General features: G+C 71.6%; 21 protein-coding genes and 1 riboswitch. Of the genes, 19 read left to right on the forward strand and 2 right to left on the reverse strand.

Annotation, left to right across the window (positions count from 1 at the left end; genetic code table 11):
* From F1615_RS29265 to F1615_RS29330, 15 genes are all read left to right on the forward strand, one after another.
* The coding region (locus F1615_RS29265; protein WP_167533889.1) for an ABC transporter permease at positions 1 to 543 on the forward strand (543 nt) is incomplete at its 5' end.
* Entirely contained in the window at positions 536 to 1,315 is a 780-nt protein-coding gene (locus F1615_RS29270; protein WP_149552068.1) for an ABC transporter ATP-binding protein, read from the forward strand. The genes F1615_RS29265 and F1615_RS29270, both read left to right, overlap by 8 nt.
* A 359-nt stretch (positions 1,316 to 1,674) precedes the next feature.
* On the forward strand, positions 1,675 to 2,586 hold the full coding sequence (gene hpnC / locus F1615_RS29275) for a squalene synthase HpnC (RefSeq protein ID WP_149552171.1): 912 nt from the start codon (positions 1,675 to 1,677) through the stop codon (positions 2,584 to 2,586).
* The gene (gene hpnD, locus F1615_RS29280; protein ID WP_149552069.1) at positions 2,583 to 3,533 is read left to right on the forward strand and encodes a presqualene diphosphate synthase HpnD; all 951 of its coding nucleotides are present in this window, start codon (positions 2,583 to 2,585) and stop codon (positions 3,531 to 3,533) included. The genes hpnC and hpnD overlap by 4 nt, the downstream gene beginning before the upstream one ends.
* A complete protein-coding gene (locus tag F1615_RS37190; RefSeq protein WP_425385666.1) occupies positions 3,533 to 3,655 on the forward strand; it encodes a DUF6380 family protein in 123 nt (40 codons plus the stop codon). Before hpnD ends, F1615_RS37190 begins: the two co-directional genes overlap by 1 nt.
* Positions 3,652 to 5,079: a hydroxysqualene dehydroxylase HpnE gene (gene hpnE / locus F1615_RS29285; protein ID WP_149552070.1), complete on the forward strand. Its 1,428-nt coding sequence runs from the start codon at positions 3,652 to 3,654 to the stop codon at positions 5,077 to 5,079. The genes F1615_RS37190 and hpnE overlap by 4 nt, the downstream gene beginning before the upstream one ends.
* 71 nt (positions 5,080 to 5,150) lie before the next feature.
* On the forward strand, positions 5,151 to 6,215 hold the full coding sequence (locus tag F1615_RS29290; protein WP_167533898.1) for a polyprenyl synthetase family protein: 1,065 nt from the start codon (positions 5,151 to 5,153) through the stop codon (positions 6,213 to 6,215).
* 116 nt (positions 6,216 to 6,331) lie between these two features.
* On the forward strand, positions 6,332 to 8,371 hold the full coding sequence (gene shc / locus F1615_RS29295) for a squalene--hopene cyclase (RefSeq protein ID WP_149552072.1): 2,040 nt from the start codon (positions 6,332 to 6,334) through the stop codon (positions 8,369 to 8,371).
* The gene (locus F1615_RS29300; RefSeq protein ID WP_149552073.1) at positions 8,371 to 9,027 is read left to right on the forward strand and encodes a 1-hydroxy-2-methyl-2-butenyl 4-diphosphate reductase; all 657 of its coding nucleotides are present in this window, start codon (positions 8,371 to 8,373) and stop codon (positions 9,025 to 9,027) included. Before shc ends, F1615_RS29300 begins: the two co-directional genes overlap by 1 nt.
* Positions 9,028 to 9,032: 5 nt before the next feature.
* Positions 9,033 to 10,055, forward strand: a complete 1,023-nt coding sequence (gene hpnH / locus F1615_RS29305; protein WP_149552074.1) for an adenosyl-hopene transferase HpnH — start codon at positions 9,033 to 9,035, stop codon at positions 10,053 to 10,055.
* Positions 10,056 to 10,059: 4 nt separating this feature from the next.
* Positions 10,060 to 11,217 (forward strand): flavodoxin-dependent (E)-4-hydroxy-3-methylbut-2-enyl-diphosphate synthase, encoded by a 1,158-nt coding sequence (gene ispG / locus F1615_RS29310; RefSeq protein WP_149552075.1) that lies wholly within the window; start codon positions 10,060 to 10,062, stop codon positions 11,215 to 11,217.
* A gap of 29 nt (positions 11,218 to 11,246) precedes the next feature.
* Positions 11,247 to 13,160 carry a 1-deoxy-D-xylulose-5-phosphate synthase gene (gene dxs, locus F1615_RS29315; protein WP_149552076.1) on the forward strand — a complete coding sequence of 638 codons (1,914 nt, stop codon included), beginning with the start codon at positions 11,247 to 11,249 and terminating at the stop codon, positions 13,158 to 13,160.
* The gene (locus tag F1615_RS29320) at positions 13,157 to 14,572 is read left to right on the forward strand and encodes an aspartate aminotransferase family protein (protein WP_149552077.1); all 1,416 of its coding nucleotides are present in this window, start codon (positions 13,157 to 13,159) and stop codon (positions 14,570 to 14,572) included. Before dxs ends, F1615_RS29320 begins: the two co-directional genes overlap by 4 nt.
* A 74-nt stretch (positions 14,573 to 14,646) precedes the next feature.
* Positions 14,647 to 15,258, forward strand: a complete 612-nt coding sequence (locus tag F1615_RS29325; protein WP_149552078.1) for a helix-turn-helix domain-containing protein — start codon at positions 14,647 to 14,649, stop codon at positions 15,256 to 15,258.
* The gene (locus F1615_RS29330) at positions 15,255 to 15,383 is read left to right on the forward strand and encodes a DUF6126 family protein (RefSeq protein ID WP_149552079.1); all 129 of its coding nucleotides are present in this window, start codon (positions 15,255 to 15,257) and stop codon (positions 15,381 to 15,383) included. Before F1615_RS29325 ends, F1615_RS29330 begins: the two co-directional genes overlap by 4 nt.
* 18 nt (positions 15,384 to 15,401) lie before the next feature.
* Here F1615_RS29330 and F1615_RS29335 read toward each other — a convergent pair whose 3' ends face one another.
* A complete protein-coding gene (locus tag F1615_RS29335) occupies positions 15,402 to 16,199 on the reverse strand; it encodes a tyrosine-protein phosphatase (RefSeq protein WP_149552080.1) in 798 nt (265 codons plus the stop codon).
* Between the two features lie 680 nt (positions 16,200 to 16,879).
* Positions 16,880 to 17,043, forward strand: a riboswitch (cyclic di-AMP (ydaO/yuaA leader).
* 2 nt (positions 17,044 to 17,045) lie between these two features.
* Between F1615_RS29335 and F1615_RS29340 the strand changes: the two genes are divergently transcribed.
* From F1615_RS29340 to F1615_RS29355, 4 genes are all read left to right on the forward strand, one after another.
* Positions 17,046 to 17,990 (forward strand): M23 family metallopeptidase, encoded by a 945-nt coding sequence (locus F1615_RS29340; protein WP_149552081.1) that lies wholly within the window; start codon positions 17,046 to 17,048, stop codon positions 17,988 to 17,990.
* 204 nt (positions 17,991 to 18,194) lie between these two features.
* Entirely contained in the window at positions 18,195 to 18,980 is a 786-nt protein-coding gene (locus tag F1615_RS29345) for an SGNH/GDSL hydrolase family protein (protein ID WP_149552172.1), read from the forward strand.
* A 25-nt stretch (positions 18,981 to 19,005) separates the two neighbouring features.
* Positions 19,006 to 19,494: a GNAT family N-acetyltransferase gene (locus F1615_RS29350; protein ID WP_149552082.1), complete on the forward strand. Its 489-nt coding sequence runs from the start codon at positions 19,006 to 19,008 to the stop codon at positions 19,492 to 19,494.
* A gap of 33 nt (positions 19,495 to 19,527) precedes the next feature.
* Positions 19,528 to 20,721 carry an MBL fold metallo-hydrolase gene (locus F1615_RS29355; RefSeq protein ID WP_149552083.1) on the forward strand — a complete coding sequence of 398 codons (1,194 nt, stop codon included), beginning with the start codon at positions 19,528 to 19,530 and terminating at the stop codon, positions 20,719 to 20,721.
* A 114-nt stretch (positions 20,722 to 20,835) separates the two neighbouring features.
* Here the strand turns inward: F1615_RS29355 and F1615_RS29360 are convergent, their stop codons facing one another.
* Positions 20,836 to 21,465 (reverse strand): hypothetical protein, encoded by a 630-nt coding sequence (locus F1615_RS29360; protein ID WP_149552084.1) that lies wholly within the window; start codon positions 21,463 to 21,465, stop codon positions 20,836 to 20,838.
* Positions 21,466 to 22,235 lie beyond the last annotated feature (770 nt).

Here is a 22,235-nt window from a genome sequence, read left to right on the forward strand (position 1 = left end):
GCGATCTCGGGGAACCTGGGCCTGGTGCGGGCGCTGCACTTCCCGCGGGCCTCGCTGCCGATCTCCTTCGCGCTCCAGCAGCTCCAGCAGCTGCTGTTCTCCATGGCCGTGCTCGTCGTGATCATGCTGTCGTTCCGCAGCTTCCCCGATCTGTCGTGGCTGCTGGTGGTGCCGGCGCTGGTGCTGCAGTTCGTGTTCAACACCGGGCTGGCGCTGATCTTCGCGCGGATGGGCAGCAGGACGCCCGACCTGGCGCAGCTGATGCCGTTCGTGCTGCGCACCTGGATGTACGCCTCGGGCGTGATGTTCAGCATCCCGGCGATGCTGCACGACAAGGACGTGCCGGGCTGGCTCGCCGACGTCCTGCAGTGGAACCCGGCCGCGGTCTACATGGACCTGGTCCGCTTCGCGATGATCGACGGCTACGGCTCGTCGTACCTGCCCCCGCACGTGTGGGCGTTCGCGCTGGGCTGGGCGCTGCTGACCGGCGTGGTCGGCTTCGTCTACTTCTGGAAGTCCGAGGAGAGGTACGGCCGTGGCTGACGACAGGACGGGTGCGCGCGTGCCCACCGTCATCGCGGACGAACTGCACATCGTGTACCGCGTCAACGGTGCCAGGACGGGGAAGGGCAGCGCCACGGCGGCCCTCAGCCGCATCGTCAAGCGGGGCGAGGAGCGGGGCGTGCGCAAGGTGCACGCCGTGCGCGGCGTGTCCTTCGTCGCCTACCGCGGCGAGGCCATCGGCCTGATCGGCTCCAACGGCTCCGGCAAGTCGACCCTGCTGCGGGCCATCGCCGGACTGCTGCCCGCCGAGAAGGGCAAGGTCTACACCGACGGCCAGCCCTCCCTCCTCGGCGTCAACGCGGCGCTGATGAACGATCTGACCGGCGAGCGGAACGTCATATTGGGCGGGCTCGCGATGGGCATGTCCCGCGAGGAGATCAAGGCCCGCTACCAGGACATCGTCGACTTCTCGGGCATCAACGAGAAGGGTGACTTCATCACCCTGCCGATGCGCACCTACTCCTCCGGCATGGCCGCCCGGCTGCGCTTCTCCATCGCCGCCGCCAAGGACCACGATGTCCTGATGATCGACGAGGCGCTGGCCACCGGCGACCGCAAGTTCCAGAAGCGCTCCGAGGCCCGGATCCGCGAGCTGCGCAAGGAGGCCGGCACGGTCTTCCTGGTCAGCCACAACAACAAGTCCATCCGCGACACCTGCGACCGCGTGCTGTGGCTGGAACGGGGCGAGCTGCGCATGGACGGGCCGACCGACGAGGTCCTCAAGGAATACGAGAAGTTCACAGGGAAGTAGCCCGATTCGACGAGGGCCCCGCCGGAACTGTCCGGTGGGGCCCGGCGTCTGCAAAGGAAGCGTCAACTCCTGCCCAGGCGGGGAATCTTGACGCCGATCCGTGTGTTGTGGGTTGTGCGGGAGACCCCCCGCGGTGCCCTGCGCGTTGTACAACGTAAGCTGTACCGGTCCCGAAAGGCGGCAATCAGGGCCATAATGCCCGACATCATCCATCGATGCCGTGCGGGGCGAACCTGGGCGGCGTGTCCGAAATAGTGTGCATTGGGTCAGCAGTGTAGAACGGGAGATGTGACGGCAATGGCTACGGAAACTCCCCGGCTGAACGCAGCATGCGCCGTCCCCGCCCCGGGCAGTCCACGATGACGCCCCCCGGCCGGGCGCGCGGCGCCGGCGTCGAGCGCGCCACGCTCGACAAGGCCGCCGCCGAGAACTTCCCCGTGGCCCCCTTCTTCCTGCCCGGACCCTGGCGCGAGGACCTGATGGCCGTGTACGGCTTCGCCCGTCTGGTCGACGACATCGGCGACGGAGATCTGGCCCCCGGCGGCGCCGACGCCCGTCTCCTCGGGGTCCCGGCCGATCGGACCGAGGACCGGCTGGTGCTCCTGGACGCCTTCGAGGCCGATCTTCACCGGGTGTTCGACCCGGCCGGCCCGGAGCCCCGCCATCCGCTGCTGCTCCGGCTGCGCCCCACGGTCCGCCGCCACGCGCTCACCCCCGAACCCTTCCTCGGCCTGATCGCGGCCAACCGCCAGGACCAGCTCGTCAAGCGTTACGAGACCTACGACGACCTGCTCGCCTACTGCGAACTGTCGGCCAATCCCGTCGGCCGCCTCGTCCTCGCCGTCACCGGGACCGCGACCCCGGAGCGGATCCGCCGCTCCGACGCGATCTGCACGGCCCTGCAGATCGTCGAGCACCTCCAGGACGTCGCCGAGGACCTCGGCCGCGACCGCGTCTACCTGCCCGCCACGGACATGAAGCTCTTCCACGTCCAGGAGGCGGACCTCGCCGCACCCACCGCGGGCGCGTCGGTGCGCGCACTCGTCGCGTACCAGGCGCACCGCGCCCGCGAGCTGCTGAACGAGGGCGCCCCCCTCGTGGGCAGCGTCCACGGCAGGCTCAGACTGCTGCTCGCGGGGTTCGTGGCGGGAGGAAGGGCGGCCCTCCGGGCGATCGCCGCCGCCGAATACGACGTACTCCCCGGCCCGCCCAAGCCCGGCAGGGTCCAGCTGCTGCGCGAGGCGGGCGTGACTCTGCGAGGAAAGGGGTGATCCGGGCCGTGGGGTCGCATCCACCCGCGTCCGCACCGGTACTCGCCGCCTACGGCTACTGCGAGACGGTCACCGGACAGCAGGCACGCAACTTCGCCTACGGCATCCGGCTGCTGCCGACGGCCGAGCGGCGCGCGATGTCGGCGCTGTACGCGTTCTCCCGGCGGGTCGACGACATCGGCGACGGCGCCCTGGCGGACGACGTCAAGGTCGCCCGGCTGGAGGACACCCGGGCACTGCTCTCCCGGATCCGTGACGGCGCGGTCGACGAGGACGACACCGACCCGGTTGCCGTCGCGCTCGCGCACGCCGCCGGGCGCTTCCCGATCCCCCTGGGCGGCCTGGACGAGCTCATCGACGGCGTCCAGATGGACGTGCGCGGTGAGACCTACGAGACCTGGGACGACCTCAAGGCCTACTGCCGTTGTGTCGCGGGCGCCATCGGGCGGCTCTCCCTCGGCGTGTTCGGCACCGAACCGGGCGCGCGCGGGGCCGAGCGCGCCCCCGAGTACGCCGATACGCTCGGCCTCGCGCTCCAGCTGACCAACATCCTCAGGGACGTCCGCGAGGACGCCGAGGGCGGCCGCACCTATCTGCCCGCCGACGACCTCGCCAAGTTCGGGTGCTCGGCAGGGTTCAGCGGACCGACGCCACCGGAGGGCTCCGACTTCGCGGGTCTGGTGCACTTCGAAGTGCGCAGGGCCCGCGCCCTTTTCGCCGAGGGCTACCGGCTGCTCCCCCTGCTCGACCGGCGCAGCGGCGCCTGCGTCGCCGCCATGGCCGGCATCTACCGCCGCCTCCTGGACCGCATCGAGCGCCACCCCGAGGCCGTGCTGCGCGGCCGGGTCTCCCTGCCCGGACGCGAGAAGGCCTACGTCGCGGTGCGCGGCCTGTCCGGCCTGGACACCCGGCACGTGACCCGGCGGGCCGTCAGGAGGCGTGCCTGATGGACACCCCGCTCCCCGGCGGAAAGCGGTGGGCAACCCTCCGCCGCGACGCCGCGTCCCAGACCGAGACGGCCGGTCGTGCACGGTTCGAGCGGCCCGGCCGGCCGGGGGAGGGCGCATGAGCCACGGGACACGCACCGAGGGGCCGCTCACGGACGACCCCGTCCCGGCCGGACGGCACGCCGTCGTGGTCGGCGGCGGCCTGGCCGGCGTGACCGCCGCCCTCGCCCTCGCCGACGCCGGGGTGGGCGTCACCCTGCTCGAGGGCCGGCCGCGGCTGGGCGGGCTCGCCTTCTCCTTCCGGCGCGGCGACCTCACCGTCGACAACGGCCAGCACGTGTACCTGCGCTGCTGCACCGCCTACCGGTGGTTCCTCGACCGGATCGGCGGAGCGGCGCTGGCCCCGCTGCAGGACCGCCTCGACGTGCCCGTGCTCGACGTCACGCGCCCCGAGGGGCGGCGGCTCGGCAGACTGCGGCGCGACGCCCTGCCGGTGCCCCTGCACCTGGGGCGCAGCCTCGCCACCTATCCGCATCTGTCGCTCGCCGACCGGGCCAGAGTGGGCCGCGCCGCGCTCGCGCTGAACGGGCTCGACCTCGCCGATCCGGCCCTGGACGCCCAGGACTTCGGCAGCTGGCTGGCCGCCCACGGCCAGTCGGCGCGCGCCGTGGCAGCCCTGTGGGACCTGGTCGGGGTCGCCACCCTCAACGCGGTCGCGGGCGACTCGTCCCTCTCGCTCGCCGCGATGGTGTTCAAGACCGGTCTGCTGTCCGACCCGGGAGCGGCCGACATCGGCTGGGCCCGGGTGCCGCTGGGTGAACTGCACGACCGGCTCGCCCGCGGGGCGCTCGACTCCGCGGGCGTGCGCACCGAGGTCCGGACCCGGGTCACCTCCGTCTCCGTGAACGGCGACGGAGGGTGGAGCGTCCGCGTCCCCGGCGAGACGATCCGGGCCGACGCGGTCGTCCTCGCCGTACCGCAGCGCGAGGCGTACGACCTGCTGCCCGCCGGCGCCCTCGACGCCCCCGAGCGGCTCCTGGACATCGGCACCGCGCCGATCATCAACATCCACGTCGTCTACGACCGCAAGGTGCTCGCGCGCCCGTTCTTCGCCGCCCTCGGCACCCCCGTGCAGTGGGTCTTCGACCGCACCGACGCGTCCGGTCTGCGGCGCGGCCAGTACCTGGCGCTGTCCCAGTCGGTCGCCCAGGACGACATCGACGAGCCGGTGGCCGTGCTGCGCGAGCGGTACCTGCCCGAACTGGAGCGGCTGCTGCCGCGCACCCGGGACGCGCGGGTCGAGGACTTCTTCGTCACCCGGGAGCGCGCCGCCACGTTCGCTCCCGCTCCCGGCGTCGGACGCCTCAGGCCCGGCGCCCGCACCAAGGCACCCGGCCTGTACCTGGCCGGAGCGTGGACCGCCACCGGGTGGCCCGCGACCATGGAGAGTGCGGTCCGCAGCGGCGTCGGCGCGGCGGACGCCGCGCTGGGCGCCCTCGGCCGGCCCCGCCCCCGCCACCTCTTCGCTGTCGAGGAGGCGGCCTGATGCTGCAGGAGAGCGGCGCGGCAGGTCCCCGCACCCCCCGTACCGCAACAAGAGGAGAGACTGTGCCCACTGTGCCCCCGGCCTCGCAGGCCGCTCGAAGGACCGCGGTGGACGTGTCCGCGCTCCTGGAGCGCGGCCGGACCCTGGCCACGCCGGTACTGCGGGCGGCCGTCGACCGCCTGGCACCTCCCATGGACACGGTCGCCGCCTACCACTTCGGCTGGATCGACGCCCACGGCCGGCCCGCGGACGGCGACGGCGGCAAGGCCGTGCGCCCCGCCCTCGCCGTGCTGTCCGCGGAGGTCACCGGCGCCGCCCCGCAGACGGGCGTCCCCGGGGCGGTCGCCGTCGAACTGGTCCACAACTTCTCGCTGCTGCACGACGACCTGATGGACGGCGACGAACAGCGCCGGCACCGCGACACCGTCTGGAAGGTGCACGGCCCCGCCCAGGCCATCCTGGTCGGCGACGCCCTGTTCGCCCTGGCCAACGAGGTGCTGCTGGAACTCGGCACCGTCGAGGCCGGCCGCGCCACCCGCCGGCTGACCACGGCGAGCCGCGCGCTCATCGACGGCCAGGCCCAGGACATCTCCTACGAGCACCGCGACCGCGTCAGCGTCGAGGAGTGCCTGGAGATGGAGGGCAACAAGACGGGCGCCCTGCTCGCCTGCGCCAGCTCCATCGGCGCGGTGCTCGGCGGTGCGGACGACCGCACCGCCGACGCGCTGGAGAGGTACGGCTACCACCTCGGCCTGGCCTTCCAGGCCGTCGACGACCTCCTCGGCATCTGGGGCGACCCGGAGGCCACCGGCAAGCAGACCTGGAGCGACCTGCGCCAGCGCAAGAAGTCCCTCCCGGTCGTGGCCGCGCTCGCGGCGGACGGCCCCGCCTCCCGGCGGCTCGGCGAGATCCTCGCGGCCGACGCCAAGAGCAGCGACTTCGCGACCTTCTCCGAGGAGGAGTTCGCCGCCCGGGCCGCCCTCATCGAGGAGGCGGGCGGCCGCGAGTGGACCGCCGAAGAGGCACGCCGTCAGCACACCATCGCCATCGAGGCCCTCGACGCAGTGGACATGCCCGACCGGGTGCGGGAGCAGTTCACGGCGCTCGCGGACTTCGTCGTCGTACGAAAGAGATGATCACTATCGGTCGAATAGCCCTCGCGTAGTCGCCGGCCGGTGTTGCGGGGAGAACGGCACCGGCCGACGGCGGACCCACAGCAGACGCACTCGCAGGACTGCACGAAGGGGAAGCCATGACAGCGACGACCGACGGAAGCACCGGGGCGGCCCTGCCGCCCCGCGTGACCGCGGCCAGCGAAAACGACACCGACATCCCCGAGGCGGCCGGGGTTCCCGACATCGCCGCCCGCGCCATGCGGCGCGCCACCGACTTCCTGCTGTCCCGGCAGGATGACCAGGGCTGGTGGAAGGGCGACCTCGAGACCAACGTCACGATGGACGCCGAGGACCTGCTGCTGCGCCAGTTCCTGGGCATCCTCGACGAGGACACAGCCCGCGCCGCGGCCCTGTTCATCCGCGGGGAGCAGCGCGAGGACGGCACCTGGGCCACCTTCTACGGCGGACCCGGCGAACTCTCCACCACCATCGAGGCGTACGTCGCCCTGCGGCTGGCCGGGGACCCGCCCGACGCCCCGCACATGGCGAAGGCCTCCGCCTGGGTCCGCGAGCGGGGCGGCATCGCCGCCTCCAGGGTCTTCACCCGCATCTGGCTGGCCCTGTTCGGCTGGTGGAGATGGGAGGACCTGCCCGAACTCCCGCCCGAACTCATCTGGTTCCCGTCCTGGCTGCCGCTCAACATCTACGACTTCGGCTGCTGGGCCCGGCAGACCATCGTGCCGCTGACGATCGTGTCCGCCGAACGGCCGGTGCGTCCCGCCCCGTTCCCGCTGGACGAGCTGCACACCGACCCGCACCACCCGAGCCCTCCCCGGCCGCTCGCTCCGGCGAACACCTGGGACGGTGCCTTCCAGCGGCTGGACAGGGGCCTGCACGCCCTGCGCGGGGCGGTGCCGCGCCGGCTGCGCAGAGCGGCCATGAACACCGCCGCCCGCTGGATCATCGAACGCCAGGAGAACGACGGCTGCTGGGGCGGCATCCAGCCCCCGGCCGTGTACTCGGTCATCGCGCTGCACCTCATGGGCTACGACCTGAACCATCCGGTGATGCGCGCGGGCCTGGAGTCGCTGGACCGGTTCGCCGTGTGGCGGGAGGACGGGGCCCGCATGATCGAGGCCTGCCAGTCCCCGGTGTGGGACACCTGCCTCGCCGTCATCGCCCTGGCCGACGCGGGACTGCCCGCCGACCACCCCCAACTGGTCAAGGCCGCCGACTGGATGCTCGGCGAGCAGATCGTGCGGCCCGGCGACTGGTCCGTGCGCCGGCCCCATCTCCCGCCCGGCGGCTGGGCGTTCGAGTTCCACAACGACAACTACCCCGACATCGACGACACCGCCGAGGTGGTTCTCGCGCTGCGCCGCGTCAAGCACCACGACCCCGAGCGGCTGGACAACGCCATCGGGCGCGGGGTGCGCTGGAACCTCGGCATGCAGTCGAAGAACGGCGCCTGGGGCGCCTTCGACGTCGACAACACCAGCCCGTTCCCCAACCGGCTGCCGTTCTGCGACTTCGGCGAGGTCATCGACCCGCCGTCGGCCGACGTCACCGCGCACGTCGTGGAGATGCTCGCCGTGGAGGGCCTCGCCCACGACCCGCGCACCCGGCGTGGCATCCAGTGGCTGCTCGCCGAACAGGAGCCCGACGGCTCCTGGTTCGGGCGCTGGGGTGTCAACTACCTCTACGGCACCGGCTCCGTCGTACCCGCCCTGACCGCCGCCGGGATCCCCGGCTCGCACCCGGCGGTCCGGCGGGCCGTGGCCTGGCTGGAGAAGGTGCAGAACGACGACGGCGGCTGGGGCGAGGACCTGCGCTCCTACGAGCGCGCCGCTCAGTGGAGCGGCCGGGGCGCCTCGACCGCCTCCCAGACGGCGTGGGCGCTGATGGCGCTGCTGGCGGCGGGGGAGCGGGGCTCCCGGGCCGTCGAGCGCGGTGTCCAGTGGCTGGCGGCCACCCAGCGCGAGGACGGCTCCTGGGACGAACCGTACTTCACCGGCACCGGTTTCCCCTGGGACTTCTCCATCAACTACCACCTCTACCGGCAGGTCTTCCCGCTCACCGCGCTCGGCCGGTACGTGCACGGGGAGCCCTTCACCAAGAAGCCGGTGACGGCGCAGGCCGCTGCCGGGCAGCCCCTCGCCGAGGCGAAGGGAAGCTGATGAGCCCCGAGCCCGCCCCGGCTCCGCTGCTGATCGCCTGCGCGCTCGGCATCGAGCAGTTCGCCCTGCGCAGGCCCGAGCGCGCCGGGCGGGGCGACCGGGGCGCGGGCGGGCCGGTCACCGTCCTGCGCACGGGCATGGGCCCGGCGGCGGCCGAGCGCTCCGTCACCCGGGTGCTCGCCGGCCCCGCCCTGCGTGACGCGGCCGTCCTGGCCACGGGCTTCTGCGCGGGCCTCGCCCCCGGGATGCACCCCGGTGACCTGGTCGTCGCCGAGGAGACCCGGGACCCGCGCGGCAGCGTCCCCTGCGCCGGGACCGAACTGCTGGTGAAGGAGCTGGTGCGCGCGGTCCCCGGGCGCACCGTCCACACCGGGCCCCTCACCGGCTCCGGCCACGTCGTCCGCGGCCACGAACGGTCCGATCTGCTCGCGACCGGCGCGATCGCGGTCGACATGGAATCGGCGGCCACGCTCCTGAGCGCCGTCCGCGCGGGCGAGCGCCCGGTTGCGGCCGTCCGGGTGGTCGTGGACGCTCCAGAACACGAACTCGTCCGCGTCGGCACGGTCCGCGGTGGAATATCGGCTTTCCGTGTCCTTCGTTCCGTACTCCCGGCTTTCTATGAATGGCACCGTTCCTTGCTGCTCCCCAGGAGGTGAGCCAGATGGCCATGCCGCTGCGTCAGTCCGTCAAGGTCGCTACATACTTGGCCGAACAGAAGCTCCGCAGACGGGACAAGTTCCCGCTCATCGTCGAACTGGAACCGCTCTTCGCCTGCAATCTGAAGTGTGAGGGGTGCGGCAAGATCCAGCACCCGGCCGGCGTGCTCAAGCAGCGGATGCCCGTCGCCCAGGCCGTGGGCGCGGTGCTGGAGTCCGGGGCACCCATGGTGTCGATCGCCGGCGGCGAGCCCCTGATGCACCCGCAGATCGACGAGATCGTGCGCCAGTTGGTCGCCAGGCGCAAGTACGTCTTCCTGTGCACCAACGCCCTGCTGATGCGCAAGAAGATGGACAAATTCTCGCCCTCCCCCTACTTCGCGTTCGCGGTGCACATCGACGGCCTGCGGGAGCGGCACGACGAGTCCGTGGCGAAGGAGGGCGTGTTCGACGAGGCCGTGGAGGCCATCAAGGAGGCCAAGCGGCGCGGCTTCCGGGTCACCACCAACTCGACCTTCTTCAACACCGACACCCCGCAGACCATCGTCGAGGTGCTCAACTACCTCAACGACGACCTCAAGGTCGACGAGATGATGATCTCGCCCGCCTACGCCTACGAGAAAGCCCCCGACCAGGAGCACTTCCTCGGCGTGGAGCAGACCCGGGAGCTGTTCAGGAAGGCCTTCGCGGGCGGCAACCGGCGCCGCTGGCGGCTGAACCACTCCCCGCTGTTCCTCGACTTCCTCGAGGGCAAGGTCGACTTCCCGTGCACCGCCTGGGCGATCCCGAACTACTCGCTCTTCGGCTGGCAGCGCCCCTGCTACCTGATGAGCGACGGGTACGTGCCGACGTACCGGGAGCTGATCGAGGAGACCGACTGGGACAGGTACGGCCGCGGCAAGGACCCGCGCTGCGCCAACTGCATGGCGCACTGCGGTTACGAGCCCACCGCCGTCCTCGCCACCATGGGCTCCCTGAAGGAGTCGCTGCGTGCCCTGCGCGAGACCGTCTCCGGAAACCGGGAGTGAGGCCATGACCGCTGTCCCACTGGGGATGCCCGAGGCACCCGCGCCGCCGCTCGCCGAGCGGCGCGCGTCGCGGCGGATCCAGGTCGGTCCGGTGGCGGTCGGCGGCGGCGCGCCGGTGTCCGTGCAGTCGATGACGACGACCCGCACCTCCGACGTCGGAGCGACCCTCCAGCAGATCGCCGAACTCACCGCGTCCGGCTGCCAGATCGTCCGCGTCGCCTGCCCCACGCAGGACGACGCGGACGCGCTCGCGACCATCGCCCGCAAGTCGCAGATCCCGGTGATCGCGGACATCCACTTCCAGCCCAAGTACGTGTTCGCGGCCATCGAGGCCGGGTGTGCCGCCGTCCGCGTGAACCCCGGCAACATCAAGCAGTTCGACGACCGGGTCAAGGAGATCGCCCGGGCCGCCCAGGACCACGGCACACCGATCCGGATCGGGGTCAACGCCGGCTCGCTGGACCGGCGGCTGCTGCGGAAGTACGGCAGGGCGACCCCCGAGGCGCTCGTCGAGTCCGCCCTGTGGGAGGCGTCCCTCTTCGAGGAGCACGGCTTCCGGGACATCAAGATCTCGGTGAAGCACAACGACCCGGTGGTGATGATCAACGCCTACCGGATGCTCGCCGAGCGCTGCGACTACCCGCTGCACCTCGGCGTGACCGAGGCCGGCCCGGCGTTCCAGGGCACGATCAAGTCGGCGGTCGCCTTCGGAGCGCTGCTCGGCGAGGGCATCGGCGACACCATCCGGGTGTCGCTGTCGGCGCCGCCGGCCGAGGAGGTCAAGGTCGGCATCCAGATCCTCCAGTCGCTGGGGCTCAGGGAACGGCGTCTGGAGATCGTGTCCTGCCCGTCCTGCGGGCGCGCCCAGGTCGACGTGTACAAGCTGGCCGACGAGGTCACCGCGGGGCTGGACGGCATGGAGGTGCCGCTGCGGGTGGCCGTCATGGGCTGCGTGGTGAACGGCCCGGGCGAGGCCCGCGAGGCCGACCTCGGCGTCGCCTCCGGCAACGGCAAGGGCCAGATCTTCGTGAAGGGCGAGGTCATCAAGACCGTCCCCGAGTCGAAGATTGTCGAGACGCTGATCGAAGAGGCGATGAGGATCGCCGAGCAGATGGAGAAGGACGGCATCGCGTCGGGGGAGCCGGCCGTCACCGTGAACTGAGCAGCACGGCATTAGAAGGGGGCCCGAGCGTGACGATTCTTCAGAGCATCCGGCAACCGCGCGACCTGAAGGCGCTGTCCGAGGCGGAACTCGGTGAACTGTCCCACGAGATCCGTGAGTTCCTGGTGCAGGCGGTCGCCAGGACCGGCGGTCACCTCGGACCCAATCTGGGGGTGGTGGAACTCACCGTCGCCCTGCACCGGGTCTTCGAGTCGCCCGTGGACCGCATCCTGTGGGACACAGGCCACCAGAGCTACGTCCACAAGCTTCTGACCGGGCGTCAGGACTTCTCCAAGCTGCGCGGCAAGGGCGGCCTGTCCGGCTATCCCTCGCGCGAGGAGTCCGAGCACGACGTCATCGAGAACAGTCACGCCTCCACGGCGCTCGGCTGGGCCGACGGGCTGGCCAAGGCCCGCCAGGTGCGGGGGGAGAAGGGGCACGTCGTCGCGGTGATCGGCGACGGCGCGCTCACCGGCGGGATGGCCTGGGAGGCGCTGAACAACATCGCCGCGGCCAAGGACCGGCCGCTGATCGTCGTCGTCAACGACAACGAACGCTCCTACGCCCCGACCATCGGCGGGCTCGCCAACCACCTCGCGGCCCTGCGCACCACCGACGGCTACGAACGCGTGCTGGCCTGGGGCAAGGACGTGCTCCAGCGCACCCCCGTGGTCGGAAGCCCGCTCTACGAGGCGCTGCACGGCGTCAAGAAGGGCTTCAAGGACGCCTTCGCCCCGCAGGGCCTCTTCGAGGACCTGGGGCTGAAGTACGTCGGCCCGATCGACGGCCACGACATCAAGGCCGTGGAGTCCGCGCTGCGCCGCGCCAAACGCTTCCACGGACCCGTCCTGGTCCACTGCCTCACCGAGAAGGGCCGCGGCTACGAACCCGCTCTCGCCCACGAGGAGGACCACTTCCACACCGTCGGCGTGATGGACCCGTTCACCTGCGCGCCCCTGGCACCGTCCGGCGGACCGTCCTGGACCTCGGTCTTCGGTGAGGAGATCGTCCGGATCGGGGAGGAGCGCGAGGACGTGGTGGCGATAACCGCCGCCATGCTGCGTCCGGTGGGTCTCGGGGCCTTCGCCGACCGGTTCCCGGACCGGGTGTGGGACGTCGGTATCGCCGAACAGCATGCCGTCGTGTCCGCGGCGGGTCTGGCGACCGGCGGCCTGCACCCGGTCGTCGCCGTCTACGCCACCTTCCTCAACCGCGCCTTCGACCAGCTGCTGATGGACGTGGCGCTGCACCGCTGCGGGGTGACCTTCGTCCTGGACCGGGCCGGTGTCACCGGCGTCGACGGGCCCTCGCACAACGGCATGTGGGACATGTCCGTCCTCCAGGTCGTTCCCGGCCTGCGCATCGCCGCGCCCCGCGACGCCGACCAGCTGCGCGCCCAGTTGCGCGAGGCGGTCGCCGTCGACGACGCGCCCACCCTGCTGCGGTTCCCGAAGGAGTCCGTGGGCCCGGCGATCCCGGCCCTGGACCGGATCGGCGGGACGGACGTGCTGCACCGGGCGGACGCGCCCGAGGTGCTGCTGGTGGCCGTCGGCGTGACGGCGCCCGTCTGTCTCCGCGCCGCCGGACTGCTCGAGGCCCGCGGCATCGGGTGCACGGTGGTCGACCCCCGCTGGGTCAAGCCCGTCGACCCGGTCCTCCCGCGACTGGCCGCCGGTCACCGCCTGGTGGCCGTCGTCGAGGACAACAGCCGCGCGGGCGGGGTTGGTTCGGCGGTGGCGCTGGCGCTGGGCGACGCCGAAGTCGACGTGCCCGTACGCCGGTTCGGCATCCCGGAGCAGTTCCTCGCGCACGCCGGACGCGGTGAGGTGCTCGCCGACATCGGCCTCACGCCCGTCGAGGTCGCCGGGCGGATCAGCGCGAGCCTCGCCGTCGGGGACGTACTCGCGAAACAGCCACAGGACGCACAGGAGCACCAGGCATGACCACCGCGGAGTCCGCGCCGGAGTCGCCGGGGACCAAGGGGTTCGACCTCGGCGCGCTGCTGGCCGAGCGCGGGGCCGAGCGGTACGAGCTGCACACCCGGTACCTCAACCACCAGCTCCCGCGCATGCTGCGCACCATCGGCTTCGACAAGGTCTACGTACGCGCCGAGGGCGCCCACTTCTGGGACGCCGACGGCAACGACTACCTGGACATGCTGGCCGGTTTCGGGGTGATGGGCCTGGGCCGCCACCACCCCGTGGTCCGCAAGGCGCTGCACGACGTCCTGGACGCCTCCCTCGCCGACCTCACGCGTTTCGACTGCCAGCCGCTCCCCGGACTGCTCGCCGAGAAGCTGCTCGCGCACAGCCCCCACCTGGACCGGGTGTTCTTCGGCAACAGCGGCACGGAGGCGGTCGAGGGGGCCCTGAAGTTCGCGCGCTGTGCGACCGGCAGGCCGCGGGTCCTGCACTGCGAGCACGCCTTCCACGGCCTCACCACCGGTTCCCTCTCCGTCAACGGCGAGTCCGGATTCCGGGACGGGTTCGCCCCGCTGCTGCCCGACACGGCCGTGCCGCTGGGAGACCTGGACGCCCTGGAGCGGGAACTGCGCAAGGGGGACGTCGCCGCTCTGATCGTGGAGCCGGTCCAGGGCAAGGGCGTGCACGAGGCCCCGCCCGGCTATCTGCGGGCCGCGCAGGAGCTGCTGCACCGGCACAAGGCCCTGCTGATCGCCGACGAGGTGCAGACCGGGCTGGGCCGGACCGGTGACTTCTACGCCTTCCAGCACGAGGAGGGCGTGGAGCCGGACCTGGTGTGCGTGGCCAAGGCGCTCTCCGGCGGGTATGTGCCGGTGGGCGCGACCATAGGCCGGGACTGGATCTTCAAGAAGGTCTACTCGTCGATGGACCGGGTGCTGGTCCACTCGGCCAGCTTCGGGGCCAACGCCCAGGCCATGGCGGCGGGACTCGCGGTGCTGTCGGTCATGGAGGACGAGCAGATCGTCGCGAACGTCCGGACCACCGGCGAGCTGCTGCGCACCCGGCTGGCCGCCCTGACCGACCGCTACGAGCTGCTGTCCGACGTCCGCGGCCGGGGCCTGATGATCGGCATCGAGTTCGGCCGCCCCCGGTCGCTGAAGCTTCGCTCGCGCTGGACCATGCTCCAGGCCGCCCGCAAGGGACTCTTCGCGCAGATGGTGGTCGTGCCGCTGCTGCAACGGCACCGGATCCTCACCCAGGTCTCGGGCGACCACATGGAGGTGATCAAACTGATCCCGCCGCTCGTCATCGGCGAACGGGACGTGGACCGGTTCGTGAGCGCCTTCAGCGCGGTGATGGACGACGCGCACGACGGCGGCCTGGTGTGGGAGTTCGGCAGGACCCTGGTGAAGCAGGCGGTCGCCGGCCGCTGATCGGGCAGTTCCGGAACATTTGCCTCTGAGGCAAGAAAATTGCCGCAGGGGCAAATTTCCGGCTCAATGGAGGCATGAGCTCCTCCGAGACCGAGCCGGCCAGCACGCTGCCCGCGGTCGCGCCGCAGCTGCGCGCGCTGCGACGACGGGCCTCCCTGACGCTCGAGGCCGCCGCCCGCGACGCCGGTCTGTCGCCCGCCCATCTCTCCCGCCTGGAGACCGGGCAGCGCCAGCCCTCGCTGCCGATGCTGCTCTCCCTCGCCCGGATCTACGGTACGACGGTATCCGAGCTGCTCGGTGAGGCGGTCACCGACCGGGACGCCGTGGTCCGCGCCGCCGACATGGAACCCACGGCGGCGGGTGGCTGGACGTACTGGCCTGCCGGTGCGCCCGGGCGCGGCATGCAGGCCCTGCGGGTCCACGTGCCGCACGGCTCCCAGGGCGACATCGTGCGCGTCCATCCCGGCGAGGAGTGGCTGTACGTCCTCAGGGGCCGGCTGCGGCTGCGCCTCGGGGACACCCTGCACCGGCTCTCCCAGGGCGACAGCGCGCACTTCGACTCGCTGACCCCGCACCGTATCGACGCTTCCGACCCCGACGGGGTCGAGCTGCTGTTCGTCCACACCCTGCTGCAGAGTCCCACGGCCGCGCTGTGCCTGGGCCCGATCCACGGAGACGCGACATGAGCGGTAAAGACATGGAGGAGAAGCTCCCCCGGGCCCTGTGGGTGCGGCTGTTCATCTACGTGGTGGTGGGGCACCTCTTCGCCGGCTTCATCTACTTCCTGTTCGAGATGGCTCCCAAGAAGTAGGGCGGCGCTGCGCCCGCCTCAGTCGAGCATGCGCTCGCGCAGCCGCTCCCGGGCCTCGGGGGTGAGCCCGAGCCCCTGCTCCAGATAGGTGTCCACGCCGCCCCACGTCTCCTCGACGGTCTCGAAGGCCGCCGACAGGTACTCCGCCCGCGCGTCGAACAGCGGGTCGAGCAGCTCCATCACCTCGGGGGAGTAGGCCGAGGCGGAGCTGCTGCTGCGGTGCACCCTGTAACGGCGGTGCTTGGCGCTGGACTTCAGGTAGTCGTCGACGATCGCGTCCCGTTCGACACCCAGGGCGAGCAGCGTCACGGCCACCGAGAGTCCCGCGCGGTCCTTGCCCGCCGCGCAGTGCATCAGCGCGGGGACGCTGTCCTCGGCGAGCGCGCTCAGCACCCGGGCGTGTTCGGCCGTGCGCTCCTTGATGATCAGCCGGTAGGACGTGATCATCCGGTCCGCGCCCTTGCCGTCGGCGAGGATCGAGCGCAGCTGGTCCAGGTCGCCGTCGCGGACCATCTTCCAGAACTCGGCGCCTTCGGCCGGGTCGCTGAGCGGCAGGTTCACATTGCGCACGCCGGGCAGTTCGACGTCCGGCCCCTCCAGCTTCTGATCGGCCGCGTTGCGGAAGTCGAAGATGGTGTGCAGTCCGAGCGAGGAGAGGAAGACGGCGTCCTGAGCGGTCGCGTGGGCGAGATGACCGCTGCGGTACAGCACCCCGTGCCGCACCCGCCGACCGTCCACGGTCGGCAGTCCGCCCACGTCGCGGAAGTTGCGCACTCCGGCCAGTTCGGGTTCGGTCGACGGGATCTGCTGCGTCACTGAGGACTCCTCCCACTCGGCGCCGTCGCCGCGGCTCGTCGACGGGCACCACTCGACGATACGACATGCCTGCCTGGGGCAATGAGTTGTCCACAGGCATTGCCCGGCCGCGCCACGCGCTTCCGATGATGTCGGTGTCCGGTGGCGCGTCTGCGCTGGGGCGAGGATCACCCCTCGCCGACGCCGACGCCGACGCCCTCGCCCGGAGCCCGCTGCCGGACGACTGGCCCCTCGAGTCCCGGCTGGACGGACGCGCGGGCCGAGCGCGGTGCAGTACGTCCTCGGGGACGGGGCCGTCGTCCTCGCCTGCCTCCAGGCGCAGCACATCGGGGAACCCGTGTCCGCGCTCCGGCTGTGGCGCCTGCGATCGGATGATTAGGGCGTTCTGTCCGTTTAGGTGGATTCGGTATAACGTGCCCCGATAGAACGTGAGATGACGGTGGGGCGCGTGAGCATCGTCATATCCGTGACGATGCGTTGTCGTCATGCCCACGTAATTCACGGGAAATTCAAGGGAATTCGGAGCGCAATCGCCTCACGGATGACGCTCGGTGACGTCATTTCCCCCAGTGGATCACGGAAGAAACGGGTTCGCGGCGAACCTCCGCTTGTCCCTTCGCGTCCAGTTCGCTTACGTTCACCACCGATCCGGACGGACGCCTAATCCTGCCGCCGCCCGGAGCCCGCACACACTGACCCGTGTACGGCAGGAGCGGGGGACCCACAGGTAAGACTGCCTGTTCCGGTCTCCGGAACGGCTTGGGGTTAAGTCGCGTTGAATCGCGGCCGGGCATCTCCAGTCCGAACCCGACAGCTCACCTCGTAGGCGCCGGAGAGGAATTCGTCATGCCCGCGAAGGGTAAGCACCGCCGTACCAAGGCTCAGCGTTTCACCCGTTCCATCGCCGTCGCCGGAACCGGTGGCGCCGCACTCGCCCTGCCGCTTCTCGGCGCCACCGGCGCGAACGCCGCCACGCCGCAGGCGGCCCCCGAAAAGGCCGTCCAGTCCCTTTCCGTCGCCGGCCAGAAGGCCACCGCCGAGAAGAGCGGCGAGGCCCGTACGTACACCGTGAAGGCCGGCGACTACCTCGCGAAGATCGCCGAGACGCAGGACGTCGACGGCGGCTGGAAGCAGCTCTACGCGGACAACCGCGAGGCCGTGGGTGACGACCCGTCGCTCATCCACCCGGGCCTGAAGCTCTCCGTCGACGGCAAGGCCGCGAAGGCCGCGCCGAAGAAGTCCGCCGCGCCGCAGTCGCCCAAGCCCTCCGCGCCGAAGGCCGAGAAGCCCGCCGAGAAGCCGGCGCAGCAGTCGTCCGAGCAGACCGCGGACCAGTCCTCCTCGAAGGCCTCCACCCAGACGGCCACCGCGAACCAGGCCACCTCCGGCTACAGCTCCCCCGTGCCGGGCGGCGGCGTCGGCACCGCCTACAAGGTGGCCGGCAGCATGTGGTCCAGCGGCTACCACACCGGCGTCGACTTCAGCGTCCCGACCGGCACCTCCCTGAAGGCCGTCGGCTCCGGCACGGTCGTCTCCGCGGGCTGGGCCGGCGCGTACGGCAACCAGGTCGTCATCAAGCTCGACGACGGCTACTACGCCCAGTACGCCCACCTGTCCTCGCTGTCCGTCTCGGCCGGCCAGACCGTGAGCGGCGGCCAGCAGGTCGGCCTCTCCGGCTCGACCGGCAACTCGACCGGCCCGCACCTGCACTTCGAGATCCGCACCACCCCGAACTACGGCTCGGACGTGGACCCGGTCTCCTACCTCCGCTCCAAGGGCGTCTCCATCTGACCCCTGGCGGCAGCCTTCCTGACACGCGCCGAAGGCCGGACCCCGATCCCCGGGTCCGGCCTTCGGCGTATTCCGCAATTGGCCAACATTTTGAAGGTGTCTTATCTCACCGCACGTCAACCCTTTCCTACGGTCGCGTAGGTCACATTGAACGGTGAATCATGAGCTGCTGTGGCAGACGATTCGAAGAGTGACAGCAGAAGAGTGATCGGGTCGTACGTGGCGGTGGGGGACAGCTTCACCGAGGGCGTCGGCGACCCCGGCCCCGACGGGGCGTTCGTCGGCTGGGCCGACCGGTTCGCCGTGCTTCTCGCCGACCGCCGGCCCGAAGGGGACTTCGAGTACACCAACCTCGCCGTGCGCGGGAAGCTGTTGGACCAGATCGTGGCGGACCAACTGCCCAGGGCGGTCGACCTCGCCCCCGACCTGGTCTCGTTCTGCGCGGGCGGCAACGACATCATCCGTCCCGGCTCCGACCCGGACGAGGTGGCCGAGCGCTTCGAGCGGGCGATCGCCGCGCTCACGGCCGTGTCGGGCACCGTGATGGTGACGACCGGGTTCGACACCCGCGGCGTCCCCCTGCTCAAGCATCTGCGCGGCAAGATCGCCACGTACAACGGGCACGTACGGGCCATCGCCGACCGCTACGGCTGCCCGGTGCTCGACCTGTGGTCCCTCAGGAGCGTCCAGGACCGCAGGGCCTGGGACGCCGACCGGCTGCACCTGTCGCCCGAGGGGCACACCCGCGTGGCGCTCCGCGCCGGGCTGGCACTCGGTCTCGAGGTCCCCGCCGACCCGGAGCAGCCCTGGCCGCCCCTGCCGCCCCGCGGCACCTTCGAGGTCCGCCGGGACGACGTCCAGTGGGCCCGTGAGTACCTGGTGCCGTGGATCGGCCGCCGGCTGCGCGGCGAGTCCTCGGGCGACCACGTGATCGCGAAGGGCACCCTGTCGCCGGACGACATCAAGGTGCGGATCGCCTCGGTGGCGTGAGACCCCGCGCGGTAGCGTGCCGATCATGGGGGACCGGGAGCTGAGGCCGGCCACCGCTTCGGGCGTCGAGGCGGTGGCCGAGCCGCGTGCGGTGGTGCTGCGCGCGGACCTGGAACGGCTCGGCCGGTACGACGCGCGGCGGGTGCGCCAGCGGCTGCGGGACGGATTCGGCCCCGCCCACACCTGGGTGACCGAGGCGGGCGGTGCGTTCGGCGGCTGCGTGGCCCCGCGTCCCGCCGCGGACCGCCACTGGCTGGAGCACTTCTACCTGGCCCCGGAACATCAGGGTGGCGGCATCGGTTCCGACGTACTGCGGCACCTGCCGGCGCGGTGCGACCGCGACGGCGGAGCCGTCCGGCCGAACGTGCTGCGGGGCGGCCCGGCCCGGCGGCTGTACGAGCGGTACGGCTTCACCCCGGAGACCGAGGACCCGGTGGACGTGTTCATGGTGCGTGAGCCGCCACGGCTGTCCCAGCCGCGACCCGCACCCCGGTGCCGTACGGGCCGCACATAATGGAATGCCTGACCGACTCCACTTGGAGGTACCGTGGCCGGTTACCGTCTCCAGAGCTCCGGGCTCCGCGCCCTGCGGCCCGTGGCCTTCGGCGCGGACCCGAGTGGTGAACGCATGGCCCGCATCCGCAGATCCCCGCACTTCAGGGACGGCGTGTTCCAGAATCCGGGCGGCACCGCCCGGATCCGTCCCTCGGGCTCGACACGGGACCTGGCGAAGGTCTACTTCGACAAGGACAGCCGGTCCCGCCGTGCCCCGGCGGGTGCCATACCGGTGCACCCCACCACCCTCGCCGACATCTCCCGCCCGCCCGCCACGGGGCTGCGCCTGACCTGGATGGGCCACTCCGGCGTCCTCGCGGAGATCGACGGACACCGGGTCCTGTTCGACCCCGTGTGGGGTGAGCGCTGCTCGCCCTTCCCCTTCGCAGGACCCAAACGGCTGCACCCCGCGCCCCTGCCGCTGGCCGCGCTCGGCCCGGTCGACGTCGTCGTGATCTCCCACGACCACTACGACCACCTCGACCTGCCGACGATCAAGGCGCTGGCGGGCACGGACACCCTGTTCGCCGTGCCCCTCGGCGTCGGTGCGCACCTGGAGCGCTGGGGCGTGTCGGAGGGCCGGCTGCGCGAACTGGACTGGCACGAGACGACGAGGGCCGGCGGTCTCACCCTGACCGCCACCCCGGCCCGCCACTTCTGCGGCCGGGGCCTGCGCAACACCCAGCACACCCTCTGGGCCTCCTGGGTGGTCGCCGGCGAGGAACACCGGATCTACCACAGCGGTGACACCGGCTACTTCGACGGCTTCCAGGACATCGGCGCCGACCACGGCCCGTTCGACGCGACGATGATCCAGGTCGGGGCGTACTCCGACTTCTGGCCGGACATCCACATGACGCCCGAGGAGGGCGTGCGGTCGCATCTCGACCTCCAGGGCGGCGCGGCGGCCGGGGTGCTGCTGCCCCTCCACTGGGCGACCTTCAACCTGGCGCCGCACGCCTGGGCGGAGCCGGGGGAGTGGATGAAGGACGCCGCCCGGGAGGCCGGCCAGGCGGTGGCGTTCCCGCGGCCGGGTGAGCCGTTCGAGCCCGCCGGGAAGCTGCCGGTGGAGGCGTGGTGGCGGGCGATCTCGGGCCCGATCGCGCACCCGTGGCGGCGTCCGCGGAGTGGCGGGGCCGTGGCTGAGACGAGTAGGGGTGATCTCGATCTCGCCGGTGAGCGCTGACGTCGGTCGGGGACGAGCCGGGGGAGATGGTCCGGAGGCTGGAGCGCCCTCGGGCTGAGGAGCCGGATCGGTTGCCGCCGGACTTGAGCGAGGCGCCCCGTGCGGGGGCACAGGTCAGTGGATGGGGTGCCAGTGCTCCAGGGCGTCGTCCAGCAGAGGCGCCTCGGGGTCATCCCAGATCAGGCAGCCCCACACCAGGCCGGGCACATCCGGGCCCATGGCATCGGGCGGCCCTTCGGTGAGCGTGCGGTGCACAGCCCCGAGATATGCGGCGATCGACGGATGACTCGGCTTGTCGCAGGCCAGGTTGTCCGGCTGCGACCAGGAGCCGACGCCGTCCGCGCCCACGTACTGACCGCATTCAAAACCTGCTTCATCGCCGGTCAGCCACGGAACCACCGCGGCGCCCCACCCGTCGCCGCGGCCGGTCTCGGGCAGCCGCGGCCTGAGCGCATCCGCCGGGCCGAGCAGGATCCCGCCAGGGAGGAACGCCCCCGAACCGACCTCGCCCTCTTCCTCATCGGCCTCGATGTACTGGTGTTCCACACCGCCGCACAGCCGCCAGAGATCGCTCAGCCCGGCGGGAAGACCGAAGCCGAGGTGATGCCTCAACTGGGCGTCGGCAGCCTCGATTGCCCGCTCCGGGGCGGCCGGCAGCAGGGAGGCGTATGAGACCGGGGCATGTGCCTTCAGCCAGTCCGTGAGGCGGCGCCAGGCCGTCCCCACACTCCGGTGATCGCTCATCACGCCACCCTACTGAGCCCTTCGGATCGGGCTGACGGTCGGCTTCAGCCCAGGATGAGTCGAGTGCCGGCCGGGAAGACGTGCTCGGCCTCGCGGGCGACCGACGAGGTCGACCGGGCGGCCCCCGTAGCCGGCGCACGCCGGTGCCGGCGCGTCCGCACCGAACGCCGCGGGCGTCCCCGCGCCGGACGGCGACGTGGTCTTCGCCCCTCTTCTGCTACGGAGGGTGATGTCCTGGCCGAAGGGTAGGGTCGCGTCGCCAGTGGCCTCGAGGCTCTGACCGGGTGGCCCCCGATGGCCGAGGGGCGCGTCGGCGTGGGGCGCGGAGCCTGGGCCCTTCAATCGTCGCGGACCCGTGGTGACCACTTGCGACCAGCATCGATCACCCAGTGTCCACTCGCGATCCCTTGTGCTGAACGGTTATCGGTCTGTCGTACGACGCCTCATACCAGAGCGCGATGCTGTCCGCAGGAGTTTGTCAACTGCCCCCCGCACATGATGCGGTGACGACTACGGTGAGTGTCGGTCGGCAGGAGAGACGGCTCTCGCCGCAGGGCGTGTCGCGCCGAGGGGCCGCGTCGATGAGATCGGGATCAGGGAGCGGGGACCGGTACGTGCAGCCACAAGGCGGACGAGGGAGTCGACGGGGCGAGAGGCCCCGGCACCCGGGCCCGGCCGGCACCCCGGGCCCGGCCGGCACCCCGGGCCCGGCCGGAGCGCAGGGCACGGTCCACACGCCGGCGCCCGTCGGCACCGCGATCGTGGCCCGT

Source organism: Streptomyces marokkonensis (assembly GCF_008312835.1).
GTDB lineage: Bacteria > Actinomycetota > Actinomycetes > Streptomycetales > Streptomycetaceae > Streptomyces > Streptomyces marokkonensis_A.